This window comes from Pseudomonas sp. GD03903 (genome assembly GCF_029840045.1).
Taxonomy (GTDB): domain Bacteria; phylum Pseudomonadota; class Gammaproteobacteria; order Pseudomonadales; family Pseudomonadaceae; genus Pseudomonas; species Pseudomonas pseudonitroreducens.
The window spans coordinates 94,365-116,280 of record NZ_JAOCBT010000017.1; the positions used below are offsets into that span (position 1 = coordinate 94,365).

The following is a 21,916-nucleotide window of genomic DNA, read 5'->3' on the forward strand; positions in this document are numbered from 1 at the left end:
CTCCTGCTCAAGTATCAGGACCCGCAGCAGCTATGGGGCTGCGGGGCTTCGTCGTATTCGTCGTGGAAGCGCGTCCAGTTCATGCCCTTGCCCTGGTAGTCGGGCATGCCGCCCCAGCCTTCGCCGCGGCCCAGCGGAGTGAGGTCGAGCAGGTGGTAGGTGAACAGCGGCGCCTCCAGCCCTCGGCCATAGGTCGAGTAGCTGTGGAAGACCTGCTCGCCATCGCGCAGGAACACGCTCATGCCGGGCTGTTCGCCGCGCACGTGGTAGTCCTGGCCCAGGCTCTCCAGCTCCGCCTTGTCACGATAGTTGTATTCGATCGGCGCGACGGACTCGTCGACGCTGACGTGGAAGTCGTAGTTGAAGTCGCTGCCGAACGAGGAGTACCAGGGGAACTGCCAGCCCATGCGGGCGCGGAACGGCGCGATCTCTTCCAGCGGTGCGCGGGAGACCATGGCGAAGGTGGTGCCGCGGGCGTGCAGGTGTTCCAGGCGACCAAGGTTGTCGATCAGGTAGGAGCAGCCCTCGCAGCCCAGCCCCGTGTCGCGGTGGAACATGAAGTGGTAGACGATCAGTTGCGGCCGCCCTTCGAACAGGTCGAGCAGGCGCAACGCACCATGCGGGCCTTCGAAACGGTAGTCCTTGTCGACTCGCACCACCGGCAGCTCGCGGCGCTGGGCGTTGAGTGCGTCGCGGGCGTGGGTGGCGGCCTTTTCCTGCTCCAGCAGGCGTATCCGCGCCTGGCGCCAGGCGGCCTGGGAAACAACTCGGGGAAAGTCTTGATTGGCCAGTTTCATGTTGCACGCTCCTGGGGAGGCTCCTGAGACAGCCCCCGTTGCTCGCTGGACCGGGCGCGGCGCCGGCCGCGCAGGCGGGTGACGGCGAATGCGCTGACGCCGCCGGCGGAAAGGACACTGGTCACGGCCAGCGTCAGGGTCGAAACGCACAGAGGGCACATGGCTCGCCTCCTTCAGTTTGCGATTTGCATCAGCCCTTCTCGGCCAGCACCTTGAGGCTGGTCAGGCCCGCCTCGAAGTCCTTGCCGACCACGCTGTCCATGCTGAAGAACAACTGCATGAGCTTCGCCACGAAGGGCGAAGGGCCGTACATGGCCCAGGTCACTTCAGTGCCGCCGTCACGCGGCAGCAGGGTGAACTCGGCGGTGTTGCTGGCCTTGAACGGTTTGAGGAAGTCCAGCGCAATGCTCACCCGCGTCGCCGGCGTCACCTCGGTGATCTCCATGCGCCCTTCGCCGGCCTTGCCGTTGCCGGCCCAGGCGTACACCGCGCCCTTGCCCCTGGCGGCGCCGGAGAAGGTGCGCTTCATGTCCGGGTCGAGCTTCTCGAACGGCGACCATTGCGGCCACAGGTGGAAGTCCTCGATATACCCCTGGATCTTCTCCGGCGGCGCCTGGATCAGCACCTTGCGCTCCACCCGGAAGCTGTCCGGGCGGCCAGCCGCCAACACCAGCACGACCACCACAGCCAGTACTACCACCAACGCAATCCACTTCAGCATCACATCCTCCTGACGTTGCCATCACTTGAAGTACCGGGTCTCAGCGCCCGGCGAAGTATCGGTCCCAATCGCGCACCGGGCGCACTTCCACGGCACCGAGGCGGCCGCTGGGAATGCGCTGGGCGATCTGCAGCGCCTCGTTGAGGTCGCGGGCGTCGATCAGCACGAAGCCGCCGAGGTACTCGCGGGTCTCGGCGAAGGGCCCGTCGATGATCGACAGCCCCGCCGGCTCATGACGCAGCGTAGTGGCGGTCTCCACGGTTTCCAGCGCCTCGGAGGCGAGCACCCGGCCAGCGCGGCGCTGGTACTCGTCGTTGGCGAAGCACTCGTCCATCAGCCGGCGATATTCCACGTCCGATAGACGGGCGAGACGCTGGTCATCCACATAGATCAGGCAGAGGTACTTCATGCTCGTCTCCCCACGCAGCGCGCTTGCAGTTACCTCATAGTCGAAGCGGCGGCGGGGAAATCGACAGGCCGTGGCGAAAATCTTTCGAGAATGCGCTCGGCGATAGCCATGGATGCCAGCCGCAGCGTCTGGAAAGCGGCACCGGGCCGCTCGTCGGGCGGGAAACAGCAACGGGGCCGGGCGGCCCCGCCACTCATTCGTAGAACAGCGTGAAGGTCGCCGTGGTGGAAACCAGGCCCGCCCCCATGGCGGCAGGAGTGGCGGCCGTGCGGTAGTAACGCGCAGTCAGGGGGATGCTCACCGGCAGGTTGCCGCTGGAGGTCGTGGTGTGGAGGAACCTGGAGGCCAGCGGCAGGCGGGTGACGCTGCTCAGATCACCAATGAACAGGGTGACGCCAATGCCGGTGGCCATGCCCGTGCCGCTCGCGTTGGCCAGTACGTTGCCATCACCGGTGGTCTGCGCGCCATCGACCTGGTAGCTGACCTTCACCCCGCTGTCGCACAACAGGTTGATCTTGAAGGTCTTCGCCTTGTCGTTCGCGCGGGGAATGGGCGAGTCCACGAAATCGGTCTTGGCGATGGTCGGCAGCGGTACATCGATATTGCGGCTGTCGGCATTCACCTCGCAGCCCAGGCCGCTGATCTGCGAGGTGCCGGTGAGCATCAGCGTCGTCACGCCCAGGTCGGCGTAGGAGACGTAGGACAGGCCGGGCACGCTGACCGCCCCGGCACTGGCATCGATGTCCGCCGTCTTGATCAGGCGCACCCGCCAGTTGGTATTGAGCGGATACTGCACGGCCGAAACGCTCCAGGCCAGGCTGGGCACCGGAGTGACCTTGGTCGGGTCCGGGTTGCAGTTGGCGATTGGCTGGTTGCACCAGAACACCGAGACCCCGACCCCAGGCACGTTGGTCTTGAACACCGAAGCGAAGCCATTGCTGGTGTAGCCGGGTTCCGCCGCGCCGATGCCGGTGGCGTTACCCCCCTTGACGGTGCCGGCAGCGCTGCAATTGATGGTGGTGCCGGAATAGGCCTTCCAGCCGCTGTCCCACAGGGCAGTGCCGTTGGTGGCATTGCGCGGCACGCTCAGGGTCGCCGGCAGCGCCATGGTCGCCAGCACACTGGCGCTGCCGGACTGGAACGTGCAGACCGCCGCCAGCGCCGAGGGTGCGCAGAACAGGGCAAGAAGCAGGATCAGAATTCGCATGGTTTCCTCTTTCGGTCAGCGGGCGGCAATCTGCGTCGGCCCGTCGCTGCGGGAGCACAGTGCCTCGGCCTTGATGAAGGCGGACGCGTTCTTCTCTTGCGCGGGTGGCAACTGGTAGCGAACGCGGCACTCGCGCTCCCTGCCCTCGCCCCAGCGCACGGTCAGCTCGCCCTCGCGCTCGGCGGCGCGGATGAACACGCGGCTGCCCTGCCCCACCAGCGTCAGGCTGTTGCCCTTGGCGTCGAGCACCTCGGCGCCGACCGGCAGCGCCTCGCCGCGATCATCACGCAGGGTCAGCAACACCGGCTCGCCGGTGAGCGTGGGGTACTTGAGCATGACTACGGCACCGAAGCGCGGGGCGACGTTCTGCGAGGTGAGTTGCAGCTCGACGTCGTCGGCAGTGCCCTTGGGGTCCAGCGCCACTTCGTTCTGGCGATAGGGCATCAGGCTGGAAACCACGCCGTAGCCGCTGCCGTCCACTTTCGCGCCACTGCTGTTGAGCAGCCGCGCGCCCTCGGCGCCCTTGGCCTCGACGATGGCGCGGGTCTCGCCCTGGGCCTGGCTGAAGGTGATGCCGCCGGGGTGCGCGACGATGCTGCCCGAGAGGCCCAGGCCAACCTGGCGATAACCGTCGCCCTCGCTGTAGCTGCCGGAGAGGTTGGTGGCCGCGGCGCGATATTGCGCATTGGCACCGTTGGCGGTGCTGGTGTCGCCGTCGACCCGCGAGCGGGACCCGTAGACGCCGTAGCTGAATTCGTTGAAGTCGCCCAGCGAGCCGGAAACGCTCAACTGGCTGTTCAGGTCGCCCTTGTCGGAATAGGTGGTGGATGTGCTCAGGTACGGCGCGTGGCTGGAGCGGCCCAGCGGCAGCGACAGGCTGAGCATGTACTGGGTGTCGCTATCGCCACGGTCCATGCGCGTGCGGCTGGCCGACAGGCTCAGGCTGCCCCAGCGGTAGCTGTTGGAATAGCCGGCCTGGTAGCTGGTGTCGCTGGACTTGCCGTTCTGCCAGTAGTTCTGCGAGGAGCCGCTCAGGTACAGGCTGCCGTAGCCGTCGGCCAGCGGCTGGTTGACGTTGACCTGCACGCGGTTGCGCTGGCGGTACGGCGCGTTGGCGCTGGAGTCCTGCGCCTGGGCGTAGTCGCCGAAGCTCAGGTAGCCCTCGCTGGAGAAGCGGTACGCCGCCACCACGAAGTTGGTGCGGGTGGTTTCCAGCAGCTTGCTGTAGCTCAGTCGATAGCTCTGGCCGCTGGAAGAACTGTCCAGGCCATCGCGCGCTTCCAGGCCCGAGGCGCTGGAATGGGTCGCGTCGAAGGCGAAGGCGCCCACTGGCGTACTCAGCGCCAGGCCGCCCTGCACCGCCAGGTACTGGTCGGCGATGATGCCGCCGGTATAGCCGGTCCAGCTGTTGGAGATGCCGCGCTGGTAGGTGCCCTGGACGAAGTTGGGCTCATCGGCGAGGCGGTCGTCGCGGTATTTGCCGGCGGTGACGCTGTAGCGCGAAGTGCCGGGACGCAGCAACTGCGCCACCGAGGCGAAGGGCACGGTGAAGCTGCGGGCGCGGCCGTCGGCCTCGGTGACCGTCACTTCCAGGTCGCCCGAGTAGCCGGTGTTGTACAGGTCGTCGATGACGAACGGGCCCGGCGCCACGGTGGTTTCATACAGCAGGTTGCCGCCCTGGCGCACGCTGACGCGCGCGTTGCTTTCCGCGGTGCCGCGGATGGCCGGAGCGAAGCCGCGCTGGGAGTCGGGCAGCATGCGGTCGTCGGAGGCGAGCTGGACGCCGGTGTAGGGCACGCTGTCGAACAGCTCCGAAGGCGTGAAGTACTCCCCCAGGGTCAATTGCGACTTCAGCCCGGTAAGGTCGCGCTGGGCGTAGCTGCTCACCGCGTCGTAGTGGCTGGTCGTCGGTCCGTTGCCGGCGCTGCGGCTGTAGCTGCCGTTGTGACGCAGGCGCCAGTCCCCCAGGTTGGCCCCGGCATTGAGGCCGGTGTAGTACTGGGTGCTGTTCTGGCCGCCGCCTTCATTGCGGTAGGCGTTGGCGTTGTAGTCGACGAAGGCCGCGGTGACGCCGCGGTCCCAGTCCTGCGGGTCGACGTAGCCACGGGCGACGCGGCTCAGGTAGGCCTGGGGAATGCTCAGGTCCAGGCGCAACCCGGCCAGGTCGAGGTCGGCGCGGGCATTGGGAATGCGCTGCGCGACATCGATGCAGTCATCCTCGACATCGCTGCCACTCGGCGCGGCCGGCAAGCGCGTGCTGTCCAGGCCGAGACTGGAGAGTTGCTTGCGGGCGAAGCAGTAGCTCGGCGGCTGGCCTTCGCGCACCCGCACCTCCTGGCGACCGATCCAGTTCTGGTTGACGTAGACGTCCAGCCGGTAGCTGCCCGGCGAGACCGGATTGCCGCGCTCGAAGCGGCTGATATCGACCTGCTGGCCTGCCGGCCCCTGCAGGAACGCGGGGTTGAACGAGGCTTGCAGGTCGCTGTCGGCGGTGGCCTTGGCGGTAACGGCCAATCCACTGGCAACGGCCACCGCCAGCAGCAAACGCTGGGCATTCGGCGGCCCGCCGGCGTTGACACGCGGCGTTCGGGTCGTCGGAGGCATGGTCTATCCCTACGGCATGGGTCGGGGAAGGCACGCGCAGATGGCGTGCCGTTTCAGGGTCAGCGCAGCGCGGCTTGCTGCTCGGCGGAGGCACCGAAATCGCTCATCCAGCGATAGCGCAGCTTGCCGCCGCTACCGCCATCGAAGCCGGCCAGGGGGAACTCGCGGTGGCTGAACGGGGCGATCATGCCGCCGCCGGTGTCGTGGCTGCGGCCACCCTGCTGCAGCGCCAGGGCACTGAAGGACAGGTGATAGGGGCTGGCATTCTCGCCGCGCAGCACGTAGCCCGCGCCCTGCTTCTGCACACTCCAGCGCACCTGCTCGATGGCACTGGGCAGGTCGCCCGGCAGGCCCGCGGGGCGGTAGAACAGTTTCAGCCGCGAACGCACGGCGATCTGCATCATGTTGCCGCTGGCGTCCTGGGGCACCGGAGGGATTTCCAGCGCGTTGAACCAGAACAGGCTTTCGCGATCCTGCGGCAGGTTCTCGCCGGTGAAGGCCAGGCGCACGCTCTGACCCTTCTGCGGGTCGAGGCGGAAGATCGGTGGCGTGATCAGGAACGGGGCGTCGGCATCCTGCGGCTTGCTCTGCGCATCGCCGCGGTCGACCCAGACCTGCATCAACACGGGCGATGCGCCCTTGTTGGTGAGTTTCACGGTGACTTCGCGTTCCTTCGCGGGATAGACGATTCGCGTCCCGTCGATCATGACGCCAGCCTGGGCGCCAGCGAGGGCGAACGTGCTCAGCAGCACGCCAGCGAACAGGGAAAACAGCCAGTGAGAAGGAACGGACTTCATCGCAGGTACCTCATGTGGCCCGGAACTTGCGCTCCGGGCCCGGTGGATCACTCGTAGGTCAGCTGGTAGTTCGCCATGGCGGCGACATCACCGGCGCCAGCGCTGCCCGCCTGCGAGTAGTACTGGGCGTAGTACTGCAGGGTGACCGGGTTGGAGCCGCTGACGGTGACTGCACGGGCCAGCTGCGAGGTGGCGTCGTCACTGTTGATGTTGATGGCCGCCTGGTTCTGGTCGAGCAGTTGCACCTGGACGCCGGCGGCGCCGCCGGTGCTGACGGAGTTCTTCAGGTTGCCGTAGGCATCGACGTTGCTGTCCGGAGTGAAGGCCGCCGAGACCTTCACGCCATCGGCGCAGCCGGTCACCTTCATGGTGAAACCGGTACGGCCGGTGCTGCTCTGCGCGGCGGCGAGCAGGTCCTTGTTCACGGCCGGCAGCTTCACGTCGATGTTGGTGGCGGAGGAATCGAGCACGCAGCTGGTCTCGGTGACCTTGCCGGTGATGTTGATCACCCCGGTCTGCGGAGTGGCCGCGAAGGCCTGGGTGCAAAGGCCGGCACTCGCCAGGCAGATCAGTGCAGCGTGCAGCTTGGATTTCATGTGTTGCTCTCCCGATTACAAAGTCTCGATTGGGGTGCGACCTTATCGATCGGCCACTTTCCAATGCCCAAACCCTGGAGCCGGGATGGCGCCGGGTGGTGGTTTGGACGGGGCGCACTTTGCTGTCGTGGGAGTCAGGAAAACATCAGACGAATCTCATAAGCCGCTACCACAATTCGAACTTTCATTGAGAAAAATCACGCAAAGCATCTAGCAAAGGCCCATTGCACCTGACGTAACAATCATTTTTAGGATTTGTCTGAAATACCTGAAGGACGTGCCATCGCACCCTATGCACAGCGACAACCGCTGACTTAGGAGCACATGGAAATGAAACTTCACGCAACCGCCCTGGCTGTCGCAGCGACCTTCGCTGTGCCGGGCTTTGCCTTCGCCGCCAACACCATCAACTTCAGCGGCGAGGTAACCGACCAGACCTGCTCGGCCGTGGTCGACGGCAACACCGACCCGACCGTGATCCTCGACAGCGTCCCCGTCAGCGCCCTGAACGGTACCGTCGGACAGACCACCGGCGAGACCAGCTTCACCCTGCAACTGACCGGCTGCGCCGCCCCCAGCGGTGCCGACGAGCACTTCACCGCCCTGTTCCAGGCCACCAACGCCACCGCCTCGGGCAACCTGACCAACACCGCTTCCGGCGGTGCCACCGGCGTGGCCCTGCAGCTGCTCGACGGCCCGGCCGGCGTCCCGGTGAACCTGGCGGGCGGCGCGGCCGTGGCCGCCGGTGACATCGTTCTCGCCGACGGTGAAACCAGCGCCAGCTACGACTACGCGGTGCAGTACATCTCCGAAGCCACCACCGTGACCCCCGGTCCGGTACTCGGCTCGGTGACCTACACCCTGCGCTACGAGTGATACCCCGCGGCACCGCCCCCCGGTGCCGCACTCCCGCATCAAGCCGCCCCGCTCAGGGACAACCGTCCCGTACCTGTCCCGAGCGGCCCGGCCACAAAGGTGAACCGGATGAACGCCCTCCCACTGCGCCCGCTTCGCGCGGCGACGCTCGCGCTCGCCCTGCTGGCATCCTTCACCGCCACGCTCGCCCAGGCCAGCGTGGTGATCACCGGCACCCGCGTCATCTACCCCGGCGATGCACGGGAAAAGACCGTGCAGATGACCAACAAGGACGGCTTCCCCAACGTCATCCAGGCCTGGATCGACGTCGACGATCCCGCGTCCACGCCGGATACCGCCAAGGCGCCCTTCGTGGTGAACCCTTCGGTGTCGCGCATGGCGCCCGGCAGCGGCCAGACGCTGCGCATCCTCTACACCGGTTCCGGCCTGCCCCAGGACCGTGAATCGCTGTTCCACCTCAACGTGCTGCAGATTCCGCCGCGCAATGCTGCCAAGGCCGAGCAGAACCAGATGCTGCTGATGCTGCGCAACCGCCTGAAGCTGTTCTATCGCCCGGCGGGCATCGCCGGCAGCCCGGAACAACTGCCCGAAAAGCTGCGTTTCTCCCTCGTCCGGAGCGGCAACGACTGGAGTGTGAAAGTGGAGAACCCCAGCGGCTTCCACGCCTCCTTCGGCGGCGCGACGCTCAGCGTCGGCGAGCGCCAGTGGAAGCTGCAGCCAGGCATGGTCGCGCCCATGGGGCAGGCCCAATGGCGGGCGGAAAAACCTTCGGCACTGCCCGCCGGCACACCGCGACTGTCCGCCCTGCTGATCAACGACTACGGCGCAAGAGTGGAACTTCGCCATGATCTGTCGCGTTGACCTCAGCCATGGACCGCTGCTGCCCTTCGCCCTCGGAACCCTCGCCATGGTGGTTGCGGGCCTGGCCCAGGGTGATGCGGAGTATCGCTTCGACGACAGCCTGCTGATGGGCTCGGGCCTGGCCGGCGGCAGCCTGGAGCGCTTCAACCGCGCCGACCAGGTGGACCCCGGCAGCTACCACGTCGACCTGTACCTCAACGGCCAGTACGCCACCCGCGCCGAAGTGGAAATGCGCCAGCACGGCGAACGCGCCGAACCCTGCTTCAGCGAGCGCTTCCTGCGCCAGAGCCTGGGCGCGCGCCCGGACCCGCTGGCCGGCAAGGACGACCAGGGCATCTGCCACTGGCTCAGCGAGCGCCTGCCCGACTCGACCTGGAACTTCGACACCGCGCGCCTGCGCCTGGACCTCTCGGTGCCCCAGGCGCTGCTCGACATCAAGCCGCGCGGCTACGTCAGCCCGGACGAGTGGGACGCCGGCAGCACCATGGGCTTCGTCAACTACGACGCCAACCTCTACCGTTCGAGCTTCGCAGGCTCCGGCAGCGGCGGCGATTCGGACTACGGCTACCTCGGCCTGAACGGCGGCGTGAACCTCGGCCTGTGGCGTCTGCGCCACCAGTCCAACTACACCTACTCCAGCTACGCGGGGAATACCCGCAGCGACTGGAACAGCATTCGCACCTACGCCCAGCGCGCGCTGCCCGGACTGCGCAGCGAACTGACCCTGGGCGACAGCTACACCGAGGGCAATCTGTTCGGCAGCATGGGCTACCGCGGCGTGCGCGTGGCCACCGACGATCGCATGCTGCCGGACTCGCAGCGCCAGTACGCACCGCAGGTACGCGGCACCGCGAACACCAATGCGCGGGTGGTCATCAGCCAGAATGGCCGGAAGATCCACGAGACCACCGTGGCACCCGGCCCCTTCATCATCGATGACCTCTACGGCACTGCCTACGACGGCGACCTGGACGTGCAGGTGATCGAGGCCGACGGCAGCGTCTCGCGCTTCTCCGTGCCCTTCTCCGCCGTGCCCGAATCCATGCGCCCCGGCCTCTCGCGCTACAGCGCCACGCTCGGCCAGGCGCGCCAGTATGGCGACGGCGACGATCTGTTCGGCGACCTGACCTACCAGCGCGGCCTCACCAACGCCCTCACCGCCAACCTCGGCGCGCGGGTTGCCGAGGATTACCTGGCGCTGCTCGGCGGCGGCGTGCTGGCCACGCCCTACGGCGCCTTCGGCATGAACACCACCTTCTCCAGCGCCACCGTGGAGAACGACCAGCGCAAGCAGGGCTGGCGCGTCGGCCTCAACTACAGCCGGACCTTCCAGCCGACCCAGACCACCCTGACCCTGGCCGGCTACCGCTACTCCACCGAAGGCTACCGCGACCTCGGCGATGCGCTTTCCGCACGCGATGCCGACAACCACGGCGACAGCTGGGACTCGAGCAGCTACAAGCAGCGCAACCAGTTCACCCTGCTGGTCAACCAGGGCCTGGGGCAGTACGGCAACCTCTACCTGTCCGGTTCCACCGCCGACTACTACGACGGCAAGAGCCGCGATACGCAGTTGCAGGTCGGCTACTCCAATACCTGGCGCCAGCTCAGCTACAACCTCGCCTACTCGCGCCAGCAGACCACCTGGTACCGCGACGTGAACGACGACTACGACCCGTCGCAGCCGCCGCAGTACAACCTGCAGCATGGCAGCAACCGCAACAACACCCTGACCTTGAGCGTTTCCATGCCGCTGGGCTCCAGCAGCCGCGCGCCGAGCCTGAGCGCCATGGCCTCGCGGCGCTCCGGCGACAGCAGCGGCAGCACCTACCAGACCGGCCTCAACGGCACCCTGGGCGAAGACCGCACCCTGAGCTATTCGCTGTCCGCCGGGCGCGACAGCGAAGGCCAGGGCACCGATTTCAACGGCAGCCTGCAGAAGCAGACCGCGGTCGCCACGCTCAACGCCGGCTATGCCGAAAGTTCCAGCTACCGCCAGGTCAACGGCGGACTGCGCGGCGCGGCGGTGCTGCACAGCGGCGGCCTGACCCTGGGCCCTTACGTCGGCGATACCTTCGCCCTGGTGGAAGCCAAGGGCGCCAGCGGCGCCGGCGTGCGCGGCGGCCAGGGCGCGCGCGTCGACAGCAATGGCTACGCCGTGGTGCCGTCGCTTTCGCCCTACCGCTACAACCCCATCAGCCTCGACCCGCAAGGCATCGACGAGAACGCCGAGCTGGTGGAGACCGAACGCAAGATCGCGCCCTACGCCGGCGCTGCCGTGAAGGTCGAGTTCAAGACCCTGACCGGCCACCCGCTGCTGATCCAGGCCAGGCTGCCCGATGGCCAGCCGCTGCCGCTGGGCGCCGACGTGCTCGACGGCAACGGCGTGAACATCGGCATGGTCGGCCAGGGCGGGCAGGTCTATGCCCGCGCCGAAGGCGAACAGGGGCGGCTGCGCGTGCAATGGGGCGAGCGCGCCGAAGACAGCTGCCTGCTCCCGTACGACCTGAAAGGCGCCGACCTCGACCAGGTGCTGGTGCGCCTGCAGGCAACCTGCCTACCGGAGGCTTCATGAACCCCATCCTGCGCAGCCTGCCACTGCTCGCCCTGCTGCTTGCACCGAGCGCCTGGGCCACCTGCTACAAGGTCACCGCTGTCGGCAGCGCCACCACCACGTCCAACACCTCGATCCGTCCCGGCGAAGGCGTGGCCGGGGCCTGGCCCGGCGATGGCGCCTGCGACACCTGCAATGGCTCGCTCGGCCTGCCCAGCGTGATCAACGTCAGCGATGCCAGCTTCCAGCCCGACGGCACCCTGATCGCCAGCGCCGTGTCACCCATCACCCAGTACGGCAACTCCGCCGGCTACGACGCGGAGCGCGTGTTCTTCCGCTGTGCACCGGGGGACGCGGTCTACGAGATGTTCTCCACCAACGCCGACGACCTCTACAGCGGCTGGTACCAGGGTGGCGACAACGTGGGCAACTCCATCGGCCTGCAGTCCGCCTACCGCACCGCCTGGCCCAATGTGCTGCTACGCCTGACCCACGTGGAAACCGGCCAGTACTTCACCGATGTCTGGCGCGAGCGTCAGCTCAGCGGGCTGGACATCGACTCGCGCGGTTTCCAGCTGGTCAAGGCGAAGAACCTCAGCGCCGTGCGCGCCGAACTCTTCAGGGCGCCGCTGGAGACCACCCAGGGTTATTCGCCGAATACGAAATCGCAGCTGTATGGCCGCACCCAGCCCGCCGGCTACATCGCCATCAAGGGGCCGGGCCTGAACTATCCCAATGTCGGCCAGACCCACTACGGCAACTACAGCGGCTGGCATTACAACTGGCCGGGCGCCATCGGCCTGTACGGTGACGTGACCCTCAAGCGCTACCCGACCTGCGCGGTCACCAATGTCACGCCGCACGTGGTGTTCCCGTCGATATCCATCGGTGAGATCAACGCCGGGGCCAACCGCGAGATGCCCTTCCAGGTCGACTTCAAATGCCAGAGCGGCGTGCTCAGCAGCACTACCCCCAGTACCAGCCAATCCGGCACCAGCGGTACCGCGCTGGGCATCAAGGTTTCCGCCGGCGCGCTGGCCTCCTCCGCCGGGCTCGGGCTGGTCAATGCCAGCGGCGGGCTGTCCTACCTGGTCTCCGACCGCTACGGCGAACCGGGCATGGCCCAGGGCGTGGGCATCCGCCTGCTGCGCAACGGCAGCGCGATGAACCTGCTGGCCAGCGAGGACTCCGCCAACGGCAGCAATGCCGAAGCGCGCGGCTGGTACCCGGTAATCGGCAACGCCTCGAACAAGACCGGCGAAGTGGGTGGCATCTCGCAGTACAGCGAGACGTTCCGCGCCCGCCTGGAAAAGCTCAGCCTCGGCAGCATGCCCACCGTCACCCCAGGCCGCGTGGAAGCCACCGCGCAGGTGGTGATCCGTGTCCAGTAACTGGCTGCGCGCCGCCCTGCTCGGCCTGGCGCTGGCGGCAGGCAGCAGCGCCCATGCCGGCGTCACCGCCGAACGCACGCGGGTGATCTTCGAGCAAGGCAAGCGCGAGGCCTCGCTGGCACTGGTGAACCAGAACAGCTACCCGGTCATCGTGCAGACCTGGATCGATGACGGCGACCTCGACAGCGCACCGCAGACCGCCCAGGCGCCGATCATGCCGCTGCCGCCGGTGTTCCGCCTGAACCCCGGCCAGCAGCGCAGCCTGCGCCTGCTGCATACCGGGGAAAAACTCCCCACTGACCGCGAATCGCTGTACTGGCTCAACCTCTACGAGATTCCACCGCAATCCAACGAGCCCCTGGCCGAAGGGCAGTCACGCCTGACCGTCACCCTGCGCACCCAGATGAAGGTCATCTACCGGCCGCTCGCGCTGGTGAAAGACGCGGAAGAAGCGCCGCGGCAGCTCACCTTCCGCCGCCAGGGCGAGGTTGTGCAGGCGGACAATCCGACCCCCTATTTCATCACCCTGGCTGGAGCCGAAGTTCGCCAGGGCAATATCGGCGTGGCGCTTTCGGCCGAGCTAGTGCCGCCCTTCTCGAAACGCACACTGACGCCCAGGCAGGCATTGCCCGCCAGTGGCGGAGAGGTGCGTTACCTGTGGATCGACGATGGCGGCAACAGCCAGCAGGGCGAGGCCGAGCTGCGCTGAGAGAGGCACCCGTCCGTGCCGGCTGACGCCATCGTTGGTTTCTGCACTGAACAGTCCCCTCTCCCGCTTGCGGGAGAGGGCCAGGGTGAGGGACTCTTGATCTGGCAGGGGCGGAGCCTCAGGAAGAGGACAGTTGGCCTACCATGGACTTCAGCATCAGGGCAGTTCGCGAGCAAGCTCGCTCCTACAGGCGCATCCTGGGCCCGGCCTACTGAAACAGATTGGCCTTCACACAGAACGTCAGCAGCGCCTGGTCGGTATCCACGTCGAGCTTGCGCATGGCGGAAATCTTCTGCGCGCTCACGGTCTTCACGCTGCGGTTGAGCAGCAGCGCGATGTCGCGCACGCTCATCCCGGAGACGAAGTGACGCAACACCTCGTACTCCTTCACCGACAGGCTGGCGATGCGCCCCTCCACATCGTCCCCGCCGGCCAGCACGCTGGTCGAGGACTGCATGCCCGGCCCCCGGTAGATGCGATCCTGGGACAGCGCCTTGAGCGCCACCAGGATCTCGTCGAGATCGCCGTTCTTCAGGATCACCCCCGACACCCCCAGGTCGTACAGGCTGGAGAGAATCAGCGGATTGGACAACATGGTGAGGATCAGGATGCGCGTATCGGGGAAGTTGCGCAGCAGGTACTCGATCAGCTTGATGCCATCGCCGTAAGTCTGGTCGCCCGGCATGTTGTAGTCGGTGATGACGATGGCCGGCCGCTGCTCGCGGTAAAGGGCCACCAGTTCGCTGGAGTTGTGCGCTTCGCCGATCACCTCGAAGCGATCGTCCCGTTCGATCACCTCGCGAACGCCCATCAGCACGATGGGATGGTCGTCCGCTAGTGCCACTCTGACTTTTTCCATGAGTTTCTTGAGTCCCAACGTTTGCGATCGTCGGCCGGCCACAGGGCACGACCACTATTCCAGAGTAGCCCCGGTTACCAGACAGGCTCTCAGAGGCTGGCCAGGGCCGCCTCGATTCGTCCCATCAGCATCGTCACCGCCGCGGACAGTTCCGGCCCGGCAGGCTGCGCGATCAGGGCCTCTTCCACGGCACCGCAGGCATCGCTGAGCCCATGAGCCTGGACCACCGCAAGGGCGCCGCGCAGGCGGTGCACCTGCTGACGGACGGTCGCCAGGTCATTGCGCTGCAGGGCATCGGTCACGCCCTGCATGTCCTGGCGCATGGTACGCAGGAACAGGTCGCGCATCTTTTCCGAAACCTGGATGCGCTCCGGCACCGGCGTTTCACTCGTGTTCTCGCTCGCCGGCAGCTCTGCCGCGGCATGGCCGCAGACCTTGAGCAGCCCATCGTGCAGCGTGCGCAGGCTCATCGGCTTGACCAGCCAGGCGTTCATGCCCACCGCCATGCAGCGTTCGCCCTCCTCGCGCAGGGCATTGGCGGTGACGCCGATGATCGGCAGCCAGCTGTCGTGCCGACGCAGCTCACCGACCAGCTCGTAGCCATTCATTACCGGCATGTTCACATCGGTCAACAGCGCATCGAAAGCGCCGGGCGCCCAGCGCTGCAGGGCCTCGCGGCCGTTGCTGGTAAGGGTGACGCGGCAGCCCAGTTCTTCCAGCTGCTCCTTGAGCAGCGCCTGGTTGATCGGATTGTCCTCGGCCACCAACACCCGCAGGCCGAGCTTGCCCAGTCGGGCCACCCGCGGCACCTGCCGGGCCTCACTGCCCACGCCCTGCTGTGCAAGGCGCAAGGCCTGGGCAATGCCGGACAGATGATAAAGGCTGACCTCCCAGCCCTGCGCCGACGCCTGCGGCTGCGCGCTGGCATCGGTCAGTGCGCACACCCGCGGCCCGCCCCACAGCGGCTCGTCGCCAGCCTCGAGCAAGTCCAGCAGCACGGCGCCCGGCGGCGTGGACGACGGCAGTTCCTCCTGCAGCAACGCCGAACCGCCCCAGCAATCGATCCAGGCAGCCAGGTTCTGCGCCAGCTCCTTCACCGGTGCGCGCACATAGACCGGCTGCGGCAACAGCGGTGAGCCGTCGGCCAGCGGCTGGACGCGCTCCAGCACCGGCAGCGCGAGAGTGAAGGTGAAGCTGCTGCCCAGCCCGGTTTCGCTCACCACCCGCAGTTGCCCTCCCATCAACTGGCTGAGCCGCGCGCAGATCGACAGCCCCAGGCCGGTGCCGCTGACCGTGTGCTCATGCCCATGGGCCTGGTAGAAGGGCTCGAACAGGCGTTGCTGCTGGGCGTCGGACATGCCGATGCCGGTATCCGTCACCTGCCACTGCAGGGCTGTCTCGCCGGCCTCACTCACGACAACCCGCAGGCGCAACACCACCCGACCGATGTCAGTGAACTTCAGCGCGTTGCTCAGCAGGTTGGCGAGAATCTGCCGGATGCGCGCAGCGTCGCCACGCACCAGGCCGGGAACGTTCGCATCGATACAGGCATAGAGCTGCAGCTCCTTGCCTTCGGCGACGCCGGCATATCCGGCGACCACGTCCTCGGCCAGTTCCAGCGGGTTGAATTCCAGCACCTCCAGGGCCATCTGCCCGGCCTCGATCTTGGACACATCGAGGATATCGCTGATCAGTTGCAGCAGGGTCGAGGACGAGCGCTGGATGGTAGCGAGATAATCGCGCTGCTGGCCGGTCAGCTCGGTCAGCCCGAGCAGCTCCAGCGTGCCCAGCACGCCGTAGAGCGGCGTGCGGATTTCATGGCTCATGGTGGCCAGGAACACCGACTTCGCCTCGCTGGCGGCATCCGCCGAAAGCTTGGCGTCGGCCAGCATCTGCTGTGCCTGCTTGTGCGCGCTGATATCGTTGAAGGCGCAGAGCACCACGTTCTCGCCGCGATAGCGGGTCGGCGCGAAGCTGGCGTGCAGCGCGCGGCCTTCCACCTCGAAGACCACCTCACCGCCCATGTCGGCGCTGCGCTCACCCAGGTCCCATTCCCGGCTGATGCGGGTAATCGCCTCGGCATCGCCCAGCCAGAGCTCGGCCAGACGGTTCTGCATCACCACCTGGTGGCTGCCGTGGCGCAGCACGCACAGCGCTACCGGCGCGGTCTGGATCACCGCGCGGCTGAACGCGTCGCTCTCGATTATCTCCAGATGCGCGCGGCGCGCCGGCCGGATCACCCGCCGCGAGTACCAGCGGATGGCGAACCAGCCGCCGGCCAGGCTACCGAGGATCAGCGCCAGCCCGCCGAGGAACTGCCACTTGGCATAGCGGAAGAAGCTGGCGTAGCTCAGGCGGTAGAGCGCGGTCCAGCCGCCTGTGAACTCGCTGCGGACCTTGAACACCAGGCCGTCGACACTGAAGTTCAGGCCCTCCTGATAGTCTTTCTCACCGCCGGAGAAATCGATCAGCACCTGGCCGTCGGGGGAGACCAGCTGCAGTTCGTCGAACACCGGGCGGTCGAGCACCTGCTCGAGATCGTTGATACGCCCCAGGTCGAGCAGCGACACCGCGACGACGCGACGATCCAGGTCGGATTCCCACCACAGCGCATCGGGCAGGTCGAGACTGACGTAGGCCAACAGCTCACGAGTCGTACCACCTGTGTAGGCCTGCGCCTGAGCCCAGTGCACCTGCGTGTCGCTGCGCTTGGGCGCGCGCTCTTCCAGTGCTTCATGCACCCGTTCGATTACCCGCAGGTAATTGCCCCGTGTCAGTGGCCGCTGCCCACGGAAGTTGCCGATCGACGGCACCGCCAGGCTGGTGGAACCGTGCAGGTCGACGACCAGTACCTGCGGCGAAGGAAAGGACGAGGTGCTCCAGTAACTACTGTAGAAATTCGTCAGCATCACGCCAAACGAGAAGGTGCCAGGCCGCTCCTGCGGAGTGGGGCGCATCAGTTGAGCCAGGGTGAAGGACATGGCGAAGGAGAACTCCCGGCCTTCGTGGATCTCCATGCCGTTTTCACGGACCAGCATGCGTCGCTGCAGCGGGACCACATCCAGGTCCTGGCGCTGGGTGGACTCGTCGCTCTGCTGTGCAACTCGGTTGAGGAAGGCCTCGTGCTCGTGGATGTCGCCCACCAGGCGGCTGAAGTGGAAGTGCACCTTGTCTCGCTCCTCCTGCACGACCCGGCCAAGCGCCCAGTAACAGGCGCCGACCAGCATCAGGGCAAGGGAGACGGCGCACAACAGCACGACGTTCAGGCGCAGCGAGGTGCTGGCCAGCTTGCGAATCGAGCCGTGGTCATGTTCCTTCATGCACAGTATCCGGTGTCGCGGAAAGTAGCGGCGGAGGGCCCGCCGGATACCAGCAGACTGTAGATGCGAGTACGCGATAAGGCGACCCGACGGCCTCGCTGAAGCCGACGATCGCCCTTGCATGCACGATGTGTCTGCCATGGATCAATGAGCCATGGCAGATCGCTCCTGGAGCAGTTGGCGGGTGAACACGGCCGGCGGCACCGCTTCGGAGAACAGAAAGCCCTGGGCGCAGTCACAGCGCAGGCGGCGCAGCAGGGCCAGCTCGTCCGGGTGTTCGACGCCTTCGGCGATCACCTCCAGGCCCAGTTGCCGACCGAGCTTGACGATGCTTTCCAGTGCCGCCGCCAGCCCTTCGTCATCCACGCAGCCATGCACCAGCGCGCGATCGATCTTCAGCTCGGTGAAGGGCGTCGAGACCAGGTTGTACAGCGAGCTGTAGCCCTGGCCGAAATCGTCCTGGGCGAGGCCGAAGCCCTTCATGCGCAGGCGGCAGGTGCCGGCATAGTAGTTCGCCGGGGTCGCCGTGTGGCTGCACTCGAGCAGTTCGAAGACGATGTGTGCCGGAACCCCGCCACGGGCTGCAACGAAGGCGGCGAGACGATCGGGCAGCTCGGGATCGTCCAGCAGATGGGTCGGCAGGTTCACCGCCACCGACAGGTGGAATCCCAGCTGGCTCCAGTCGGCCTGGGCCTGCAGGGCCTGCTCGAGCACCGTCCAGAGCAGCGCCTCGTCGAGCCCGGCCGCCGTCAGGGCCGGCATGAAGCTGCCCGGCTGCAGCACGCCATGGCGCGGATGCTCCCAGCGCACCAGTGCCTCGGCGGCGACGATGCGACCGTCGATCAACGAAGCCTTGGGCTGGAACCAGGCACACAACTGCCGCTGTTCCAGGGCGTGTTCCAGCTCTGCCCGGGTCGGTGCGGGGATGGCCGGCGCGCGGTGTTGCTCGGCGCGTTCAAGGCGCGAGACGAGCTTGTCCAGCAGGCGCCGGACCACTGGCGCACGGGCCGGCTTGGCGATCTGTTCGAGCACCGTGATGCCGTGGGCGCGGGCCACCATACAGGCGCTGCCCATCAGCGGGCGCGACGCCGAACTCATGATCGCCAGCAGCGGCGGATGGCTCAGCGCGGCGAGGCGCTGGATCAGTTGCACGCCATCCAGGCCCGGCATCATCAGGTCGCTGACCACCAGGTCGAAGCGCTCATGCTCCAGCCAGCGCAGCGCTTCGGCGCCATCCTCGGCGGCGCGCAGTTCCACCGCGCCCTGCTCGCGAAACAGGTTGAGCAGGTACTCGCGCTGGAAGGGTTGGTCTTCGACGATCAGGATTCGCTGATGTCGCATGTCGGCACCTCCGCGGGCAGGCTGGTCAGGCATTGGCGCAGGGTGCGCAGGTCCACCGGCTTGAGCAGGCAGAGGTTCATGCCAGCGGCGAGGCAACGCTCGTTCTCCTCGTGCATGGCGTTGGCGGTGGCGCCGATGATCGGCCCGCGATAGCCGCGCTGGCGCAGCGCACGCGCCAGTTCGTAGCCATTGAGATGGGGCATGTTGACGTCGGTGAGCACCACCTCGAAGGCATCCGGCTGCCAGCGCGTGAGCGCCTGCCGGCCGTCCACGGCGAGCTCGACCGCACAGCCGAGGGTTTCCAGCTGGTCGCGCAGAATCAGTTGGTTGATCGGGTTGTCCTCCACCAGCAGCACGCGCAGGCCGAGGCCGATGTCCGGCAGGGCTTCGGCCAGGCGCGCCGCCTCACCACCGAGGCAGCCCTGTGCCGCCGCCAGCGCACGGCGCAGCCCTTCGAGGTTGTAACGGCCGACGTGCCAGTCGCAGCCTTCCTGGCGCGGCTGCTCGCCCCCCAGGTCGGTCACCAGCACCCGGCAGCCGCGCCAGTTGGGCAGCGGCTTGCGGTCATGGGGGTTGAAGCGCAGGTCCACCAGCACACTGGAGGCGTCTTCCTCGACCGGCTGCTCGCAGGCCACCACCTGGGCCCGCCCGCCCCAGCGGGTGATCCAGCCGCACAGGCTCTCGGCCAGCTCGCGGGTCGGCGCATGCACCCAGACCATCGAGTTGTACAGCCGGGGTTCGTTGTGCGCCTGCCGGTCCACGCATTGCAGCGGCAGGCTGAGGGCGAAGCTGCTGCCCAGGCCGACATCGCTGACGACTCGCAGCTGCCCGCCCATCAACTCGGTGAGGCGCTTGCAGATCGACAGGCCAAGGCCCGTGCCGCCGGCCATGCGGGCGTTGCCGGAGACCTGGTAGAAGGCATCGAAAAGGTGCGCCTGCTGGTCCTCGGGGATGCCGATACCGGTATCGGCGACCTGCCAGTGCAGGGTGTCATGCCAGCCCTCCCCCGGCTCCGAGCGCACCCGCAGGACGATGCGCCCGCTATCGGTGAACTTCACCGCGTTGCTCAGCAGGTTGTTGAGGATCTGGCGGATGCGCGTGGCGTCGCCGAGCATCCGCTCGGGCATCTGCGGGTCGCAGCAGGCATAGATCTGCAGGCCTTTGGCGCGGGCGGTAGCGGCGTAGGACTGGACCGTATCCAGGGTCAGCTCCAGCGGCGAAAACTCCACCGGCTCCAGGCCCAGTTGACCGACCTCGATCTTCGATACGTCGAGCACGTCGCTGATCAGTTGCAGCAGGGTCGACGAGGAACGCTGGATCGCACGCAGGTAGCCGGACTGCTGGTGGTCCAGCGCCGTGCGGCCGAGCAGCTCGAGGGTACCGAGCACGCCATAGAGCGGTGTGCGGATCTCATGGCTCATGGTCGCCAGGAACAGCGTCTTGGCCTCGTTGGCGGTGTCGGACAGGCGCTTGGCTTCGGCCAGCGCGGCTTCCGTCTGCTTGCGTGCGCTGATGTCGCTGAAGGCACAGCAGAGCACTTCCTCGCCCTTGTAGCGCGTCGGCGTGTAGCTCAGGTAGAGGTGCCGCCCCGTGTGCGTCTCGACCTCCTCGGAGCCACCCTCCTCGCCACTGTTGAAGCCCCGTTCGAGCCAGCCGTGGCTCCAGTAGCGGCGCTCGTCGCCGCTGCCGAGCCACTGCTGGGCAAGACGGTTCTCCAGCACCACCTCGGCGTCGTTGCGACGCAACACACAGAGCGCCACGGGCGCGGTCTGGATCATCGCGCGGTGGAAACCCTCGTTCTCCACCAGCGCGTTCAGGCGATGCTGCGCCGGGCCGATCAGGCGCCGGTTGATGCGCCGGCACATGCCCCAGACCAGCAGCGAGCAACCCATCAGGAAGGCCAGCGAGGCGAGTACCCGGGGCCACATCGGCACCAGCAGCTCGGCAAGGTTGAAGTAGTAGATCAGCGACCAGTCGGAACTGCCCAGGTGCTTGAGCAGCGCCAGGTGGCTGGGCAGCAGGCCGGCACCGCTGAAGGAAAAGTTGTCGCCCTCCCAGAGGTCGCTGAACTGCAGGCCGAGCTGTGGCGTGACCGCGCTGCCGAGGATCGCCCGGTGCTCACGGTCGAGCAGCAGGAAACGCCCGGCCTCGGGCACGCCGAAGGCCGCGGACAAATCGGCGCCGAACAGCTCCAGTCCCAGCCAGCCGTTGTCTTCCTCGTTGGTCACGCGGGTGAACAGGTACTGCCGCGCTTGCGGGTCGGTCGGGTCGGCGAGCCAGCGTACCTGCCGCTCCTCCTTCGGTGTGCCGGGCTGCCCCAGCGCTTCGAGCACCGACGGCGGCACCACCGCGTTGAGCGCTGGAGCGCCGTAGAGGCGGGTCACCGAGCGGTTGGGGCCTGGTGAGACATAGATCAGGTTCAGCCGCTTGGCTTCCATCTCCGACAGGTCGCGCCCGGAGAGGGCCAGGCTCCAGCTCGAACCGGGCTCGCCCAGGGTGACGAAAACCTGCTCATGGGGCGGCACCGGCACGCTCAACTGGCGCCACTGCACCAGCGGCTCGTGGACTTTCCAGGTCACTCCCCGGCTGATGTGTTCCAGCAGCGATTCGCGCTGGCCGAGGTAATCCTGGGCCTCGTACATGGCCGCGTTCATCTGCCGACGCAGCTGCGACACTTCACTGTTGAAGCTTGCGGCGAGAAACAGGCTGAGCGTGAAGAACAGGCAGGCGATCACCACCCAGGCCAGCAGACGAAGGAGCTTTCGGGCTGCCTTCGGGGTGGAAAAGGACGAATCCTGGCGACGAAGGAACTGCTTGAGTTTCATGTCCGCCAGCCTGGAGAAAAGCGGGCCAGACGGACATCAGACAAATCTA

17 protein-coding genes are annotated in these 21,916 nt (G+C 66.9%); 5 read left to right on the forward strand and 12 right to left on the reverse strand.

The features are described 5' to 3' along the window. Positions 1-14: 14 nt before the first annotated feature. The 8 genes from N5C91_RS23205 to N5C91_RS23240 form a co-directional block, all read right to left on the reverse strand. Positions 15-797 carry a DUF899 domain-containing protein gene (locus N5C91_RS23205; RefSeq protein WP_279832265.1) on the reverse strand — a complete coding sequence of 261 codons (783 nt, stop codon included), beginning with the start codon at positions 795-797 and terminating at the stop codon, positions 15-17. Continuing rightward, complete coding sequence (locus N5C91_RS23210; RefSeq protein ID WP_236174818.1) at positions 794-958, reverse strand: hypothetical protein; 165 nt, start codon at positions 956-958, stop codon at positions 794-796. Before N5C91_RS23210 ends, N5C91_RS23205 begins: the two co-directional genes overlap by 4 nt. A 29-nt stretch (positions 959-987) precedes the next feature. Next, a complete protein-coding gene (locus N5C91_RS23215) occupies positions 988-1,518 on the reverse strand; it encodes an SRPBCC family protein (RefSeq protein WP_279832268.1) in 531 nt (176 codons plus the stop codon). Positions 1,519-1,558: 40 nt separating this feature from the next. Further along, entirely contained in the window at positions 1,559-1,927 is a 369-nt protein-coding gene (locus N5C91_RS23220) for a YciI family protein (protein ID WP_236174816.1), read from the reverse strand. 193 nt (positions 1,928-2,120) lie between these two features. Beyond that, the gene (locus N5C91_RS23225; RefSeq protein ID WP_279832271.1) at positions 2,121-3,134 is read right to left on the reverse strand and encodes a fimbrial protein; all 1,014 of its coding nucleotides are present in this window, start codon (positions 3,132-3,134) and stop codon (positions 2,121-2,123) included. 15 nt (positions 3,135-3,149) lie between these two features. Beyond that, positions 3,150-5,738 carry a fimbrial biogenesis outer membrane usher protein gene (locus N5C91_RS23230; RefSeq protein WP_279832273.1) on the reverse strand — a complete coding sequence of 863 codons (2,589 nt, stop codon included), beginning with the start codon at positions 5,736-5,738 and terminating at the stop codon, positions 3,150-3,152. A gap of 59 nt (positions 5,739-5,797) precedes the next feature. Further along, positions 5,798-6,535, reverse strand: coding sequence for a molecular chaperone (locus N5C91_RS23235; protein ID WP_279832275.1), 738 nt, complete (start codon positions 6,533-6,535; stop codon positions 5,798-5,800). A 47-nt stretch (positions 6,536-6,582) separates the two neighbouring features. Continuing rightward, complete coding sequence (locus N5C91_RS23240; protein ID WP_236174812.1) at positions 6,583-7,131, reverse strand: fimbrial protein; 549 nt, start codon at positions 7,129-7,131, stop codon at positions 6,583-6,585. A gap of 330 nt (positions 7,132-7,461) precedes the next feature. Between N5C91_RS23240 and N5C91_RS23245 the strand changes: the two genes are divergently transcribed. The 5 genes from N5C91_RS23245 to N5C91_RS23265 all read left to right on the forward strand — a co-directional run bounded on the left by N5C91_RS23245 (position 7,462) and on the right by N5C91_RS23265 (position 13,522). After that, positions 7,462-8,007, forward strand: coding sequence for a fimbrial protein (locus N5C91_RS23245; protein WP_236174811.1), 546 nt, complete (start codon positions 7,462-7,464; stop codon positions 8,005-8,007). A gap of 108 nt (positions 8,008-8,115) precedes the next feature. Next, positions 8,116-8,868 (forward strand): molecular chaperone, encoded by a 753-nt coding sequence (locus N5C91_RS23250; RefSeq protein WP_279832282.1) that lies wholly within the window; start codon positions 8,116-8,118, stop codon positions 8,866-8,868. Beyond that, on the forward strand, positions 8,852-11,443 hold the full coding sequence (locus N5C91_RS23255; RefSeq protein ID WP_279832285.1) for a fimbrial biogenesis outer membrane usher protein: 2,592 nt from the start codon (positions 8,852-8,854) through the stop codon (positions 11,441-11,443). Before N5C91_RS23250 ends, N5C91_RS23255 begins: the two co-directional genes overlap by 17 nt. Then, positions 11,440-12,813 carry a fimbrial protein gene (locus N5C91_RS23260; RefSeq protein WP_279832288.1) on the forward strand — a complete coding sequence of 458 codons (1,374 nt, stop codon included), beginning with the start codon at positions 11,440-11,442 and terminating at the stop codon, positions 12,811-12,813. The genes N5C91_RS23255 and N5C91_RS23260 overlap by 4 nt, the downstream gene beginning before the upstream one ends. Next, the gene (locus N5C91_RS23265; RefSeq protein WP_279832291.1) at positions 12,803-13,522 is read left to right on the forward strand and encodes a molecular chaperone; all 720 of its coding nucleotides are present in this window, start codon (positions 12,803-12,805) and stop codon (positions 13,520-13,522) included. Before N5C91_RS23260 ends, N5C91_RS23265 begins: the two co-directional genes overlap by 11 nt. Before the next feature lie 208 nt (positions 13,523-13,730). On the opposite strand, the gene N5C91_RS23270 is transcribed toward N5C91_RS23265, so the two are convergent. The 4 genes from N5C91_RS23270 to N5C91_RS23285 form a co-directional block, all read right to left on the reverse strand. Next, positions 13,731-14,381, reverse strand: coding sequence for a response regulator (locus N5C91_RS23270; RefSeq protein ID WP_236174806.1), 651 nt, complete (start codon positions 14,379-14,381; stop codon positions 13,731-13,733). A gap of 89 nt (positions 14,382-14,470) precedes the next feature. Continuing rightward, a complete protein-coding gene (locus tag N5C91_RS23275; protein WP_279832294.1) occupies positions 14,471-17,701 on the reverse strand; it encodes a hybrid sensor histidine kinase/response regulator in 3,231 nt (1,076 codons plus the stop codon). A 144-nt stretch (positions 17,702-17,845) separates the two neighbouring features. Then, a complete protein-coding gene (locus N5C91_RS23280) occupies positions 17,846-19,042 on the reverse strand; it encodes an EAL domain-containing protein (protein WP_236174804.1) in 1,197 nt (398 codons plus the stop codon). Then, on the reverse strand, positions 19,021-21,867 hold the full coding sequence (locus tag N5C91_RS23285; protein ID WP_236174803.1) for an ATP-binding protein: 2,847 nt from the start codon (positions 21,865-21,867) through the stop codon (positions 19,021-19,023). Before N5C91_RS23285 ends, N5C91_RS23280 begins: the two co-directional genes overlap by 22 nt. Between the last annotated feature and the right edge of the window lie 49 nt (positions 21,868-21,916).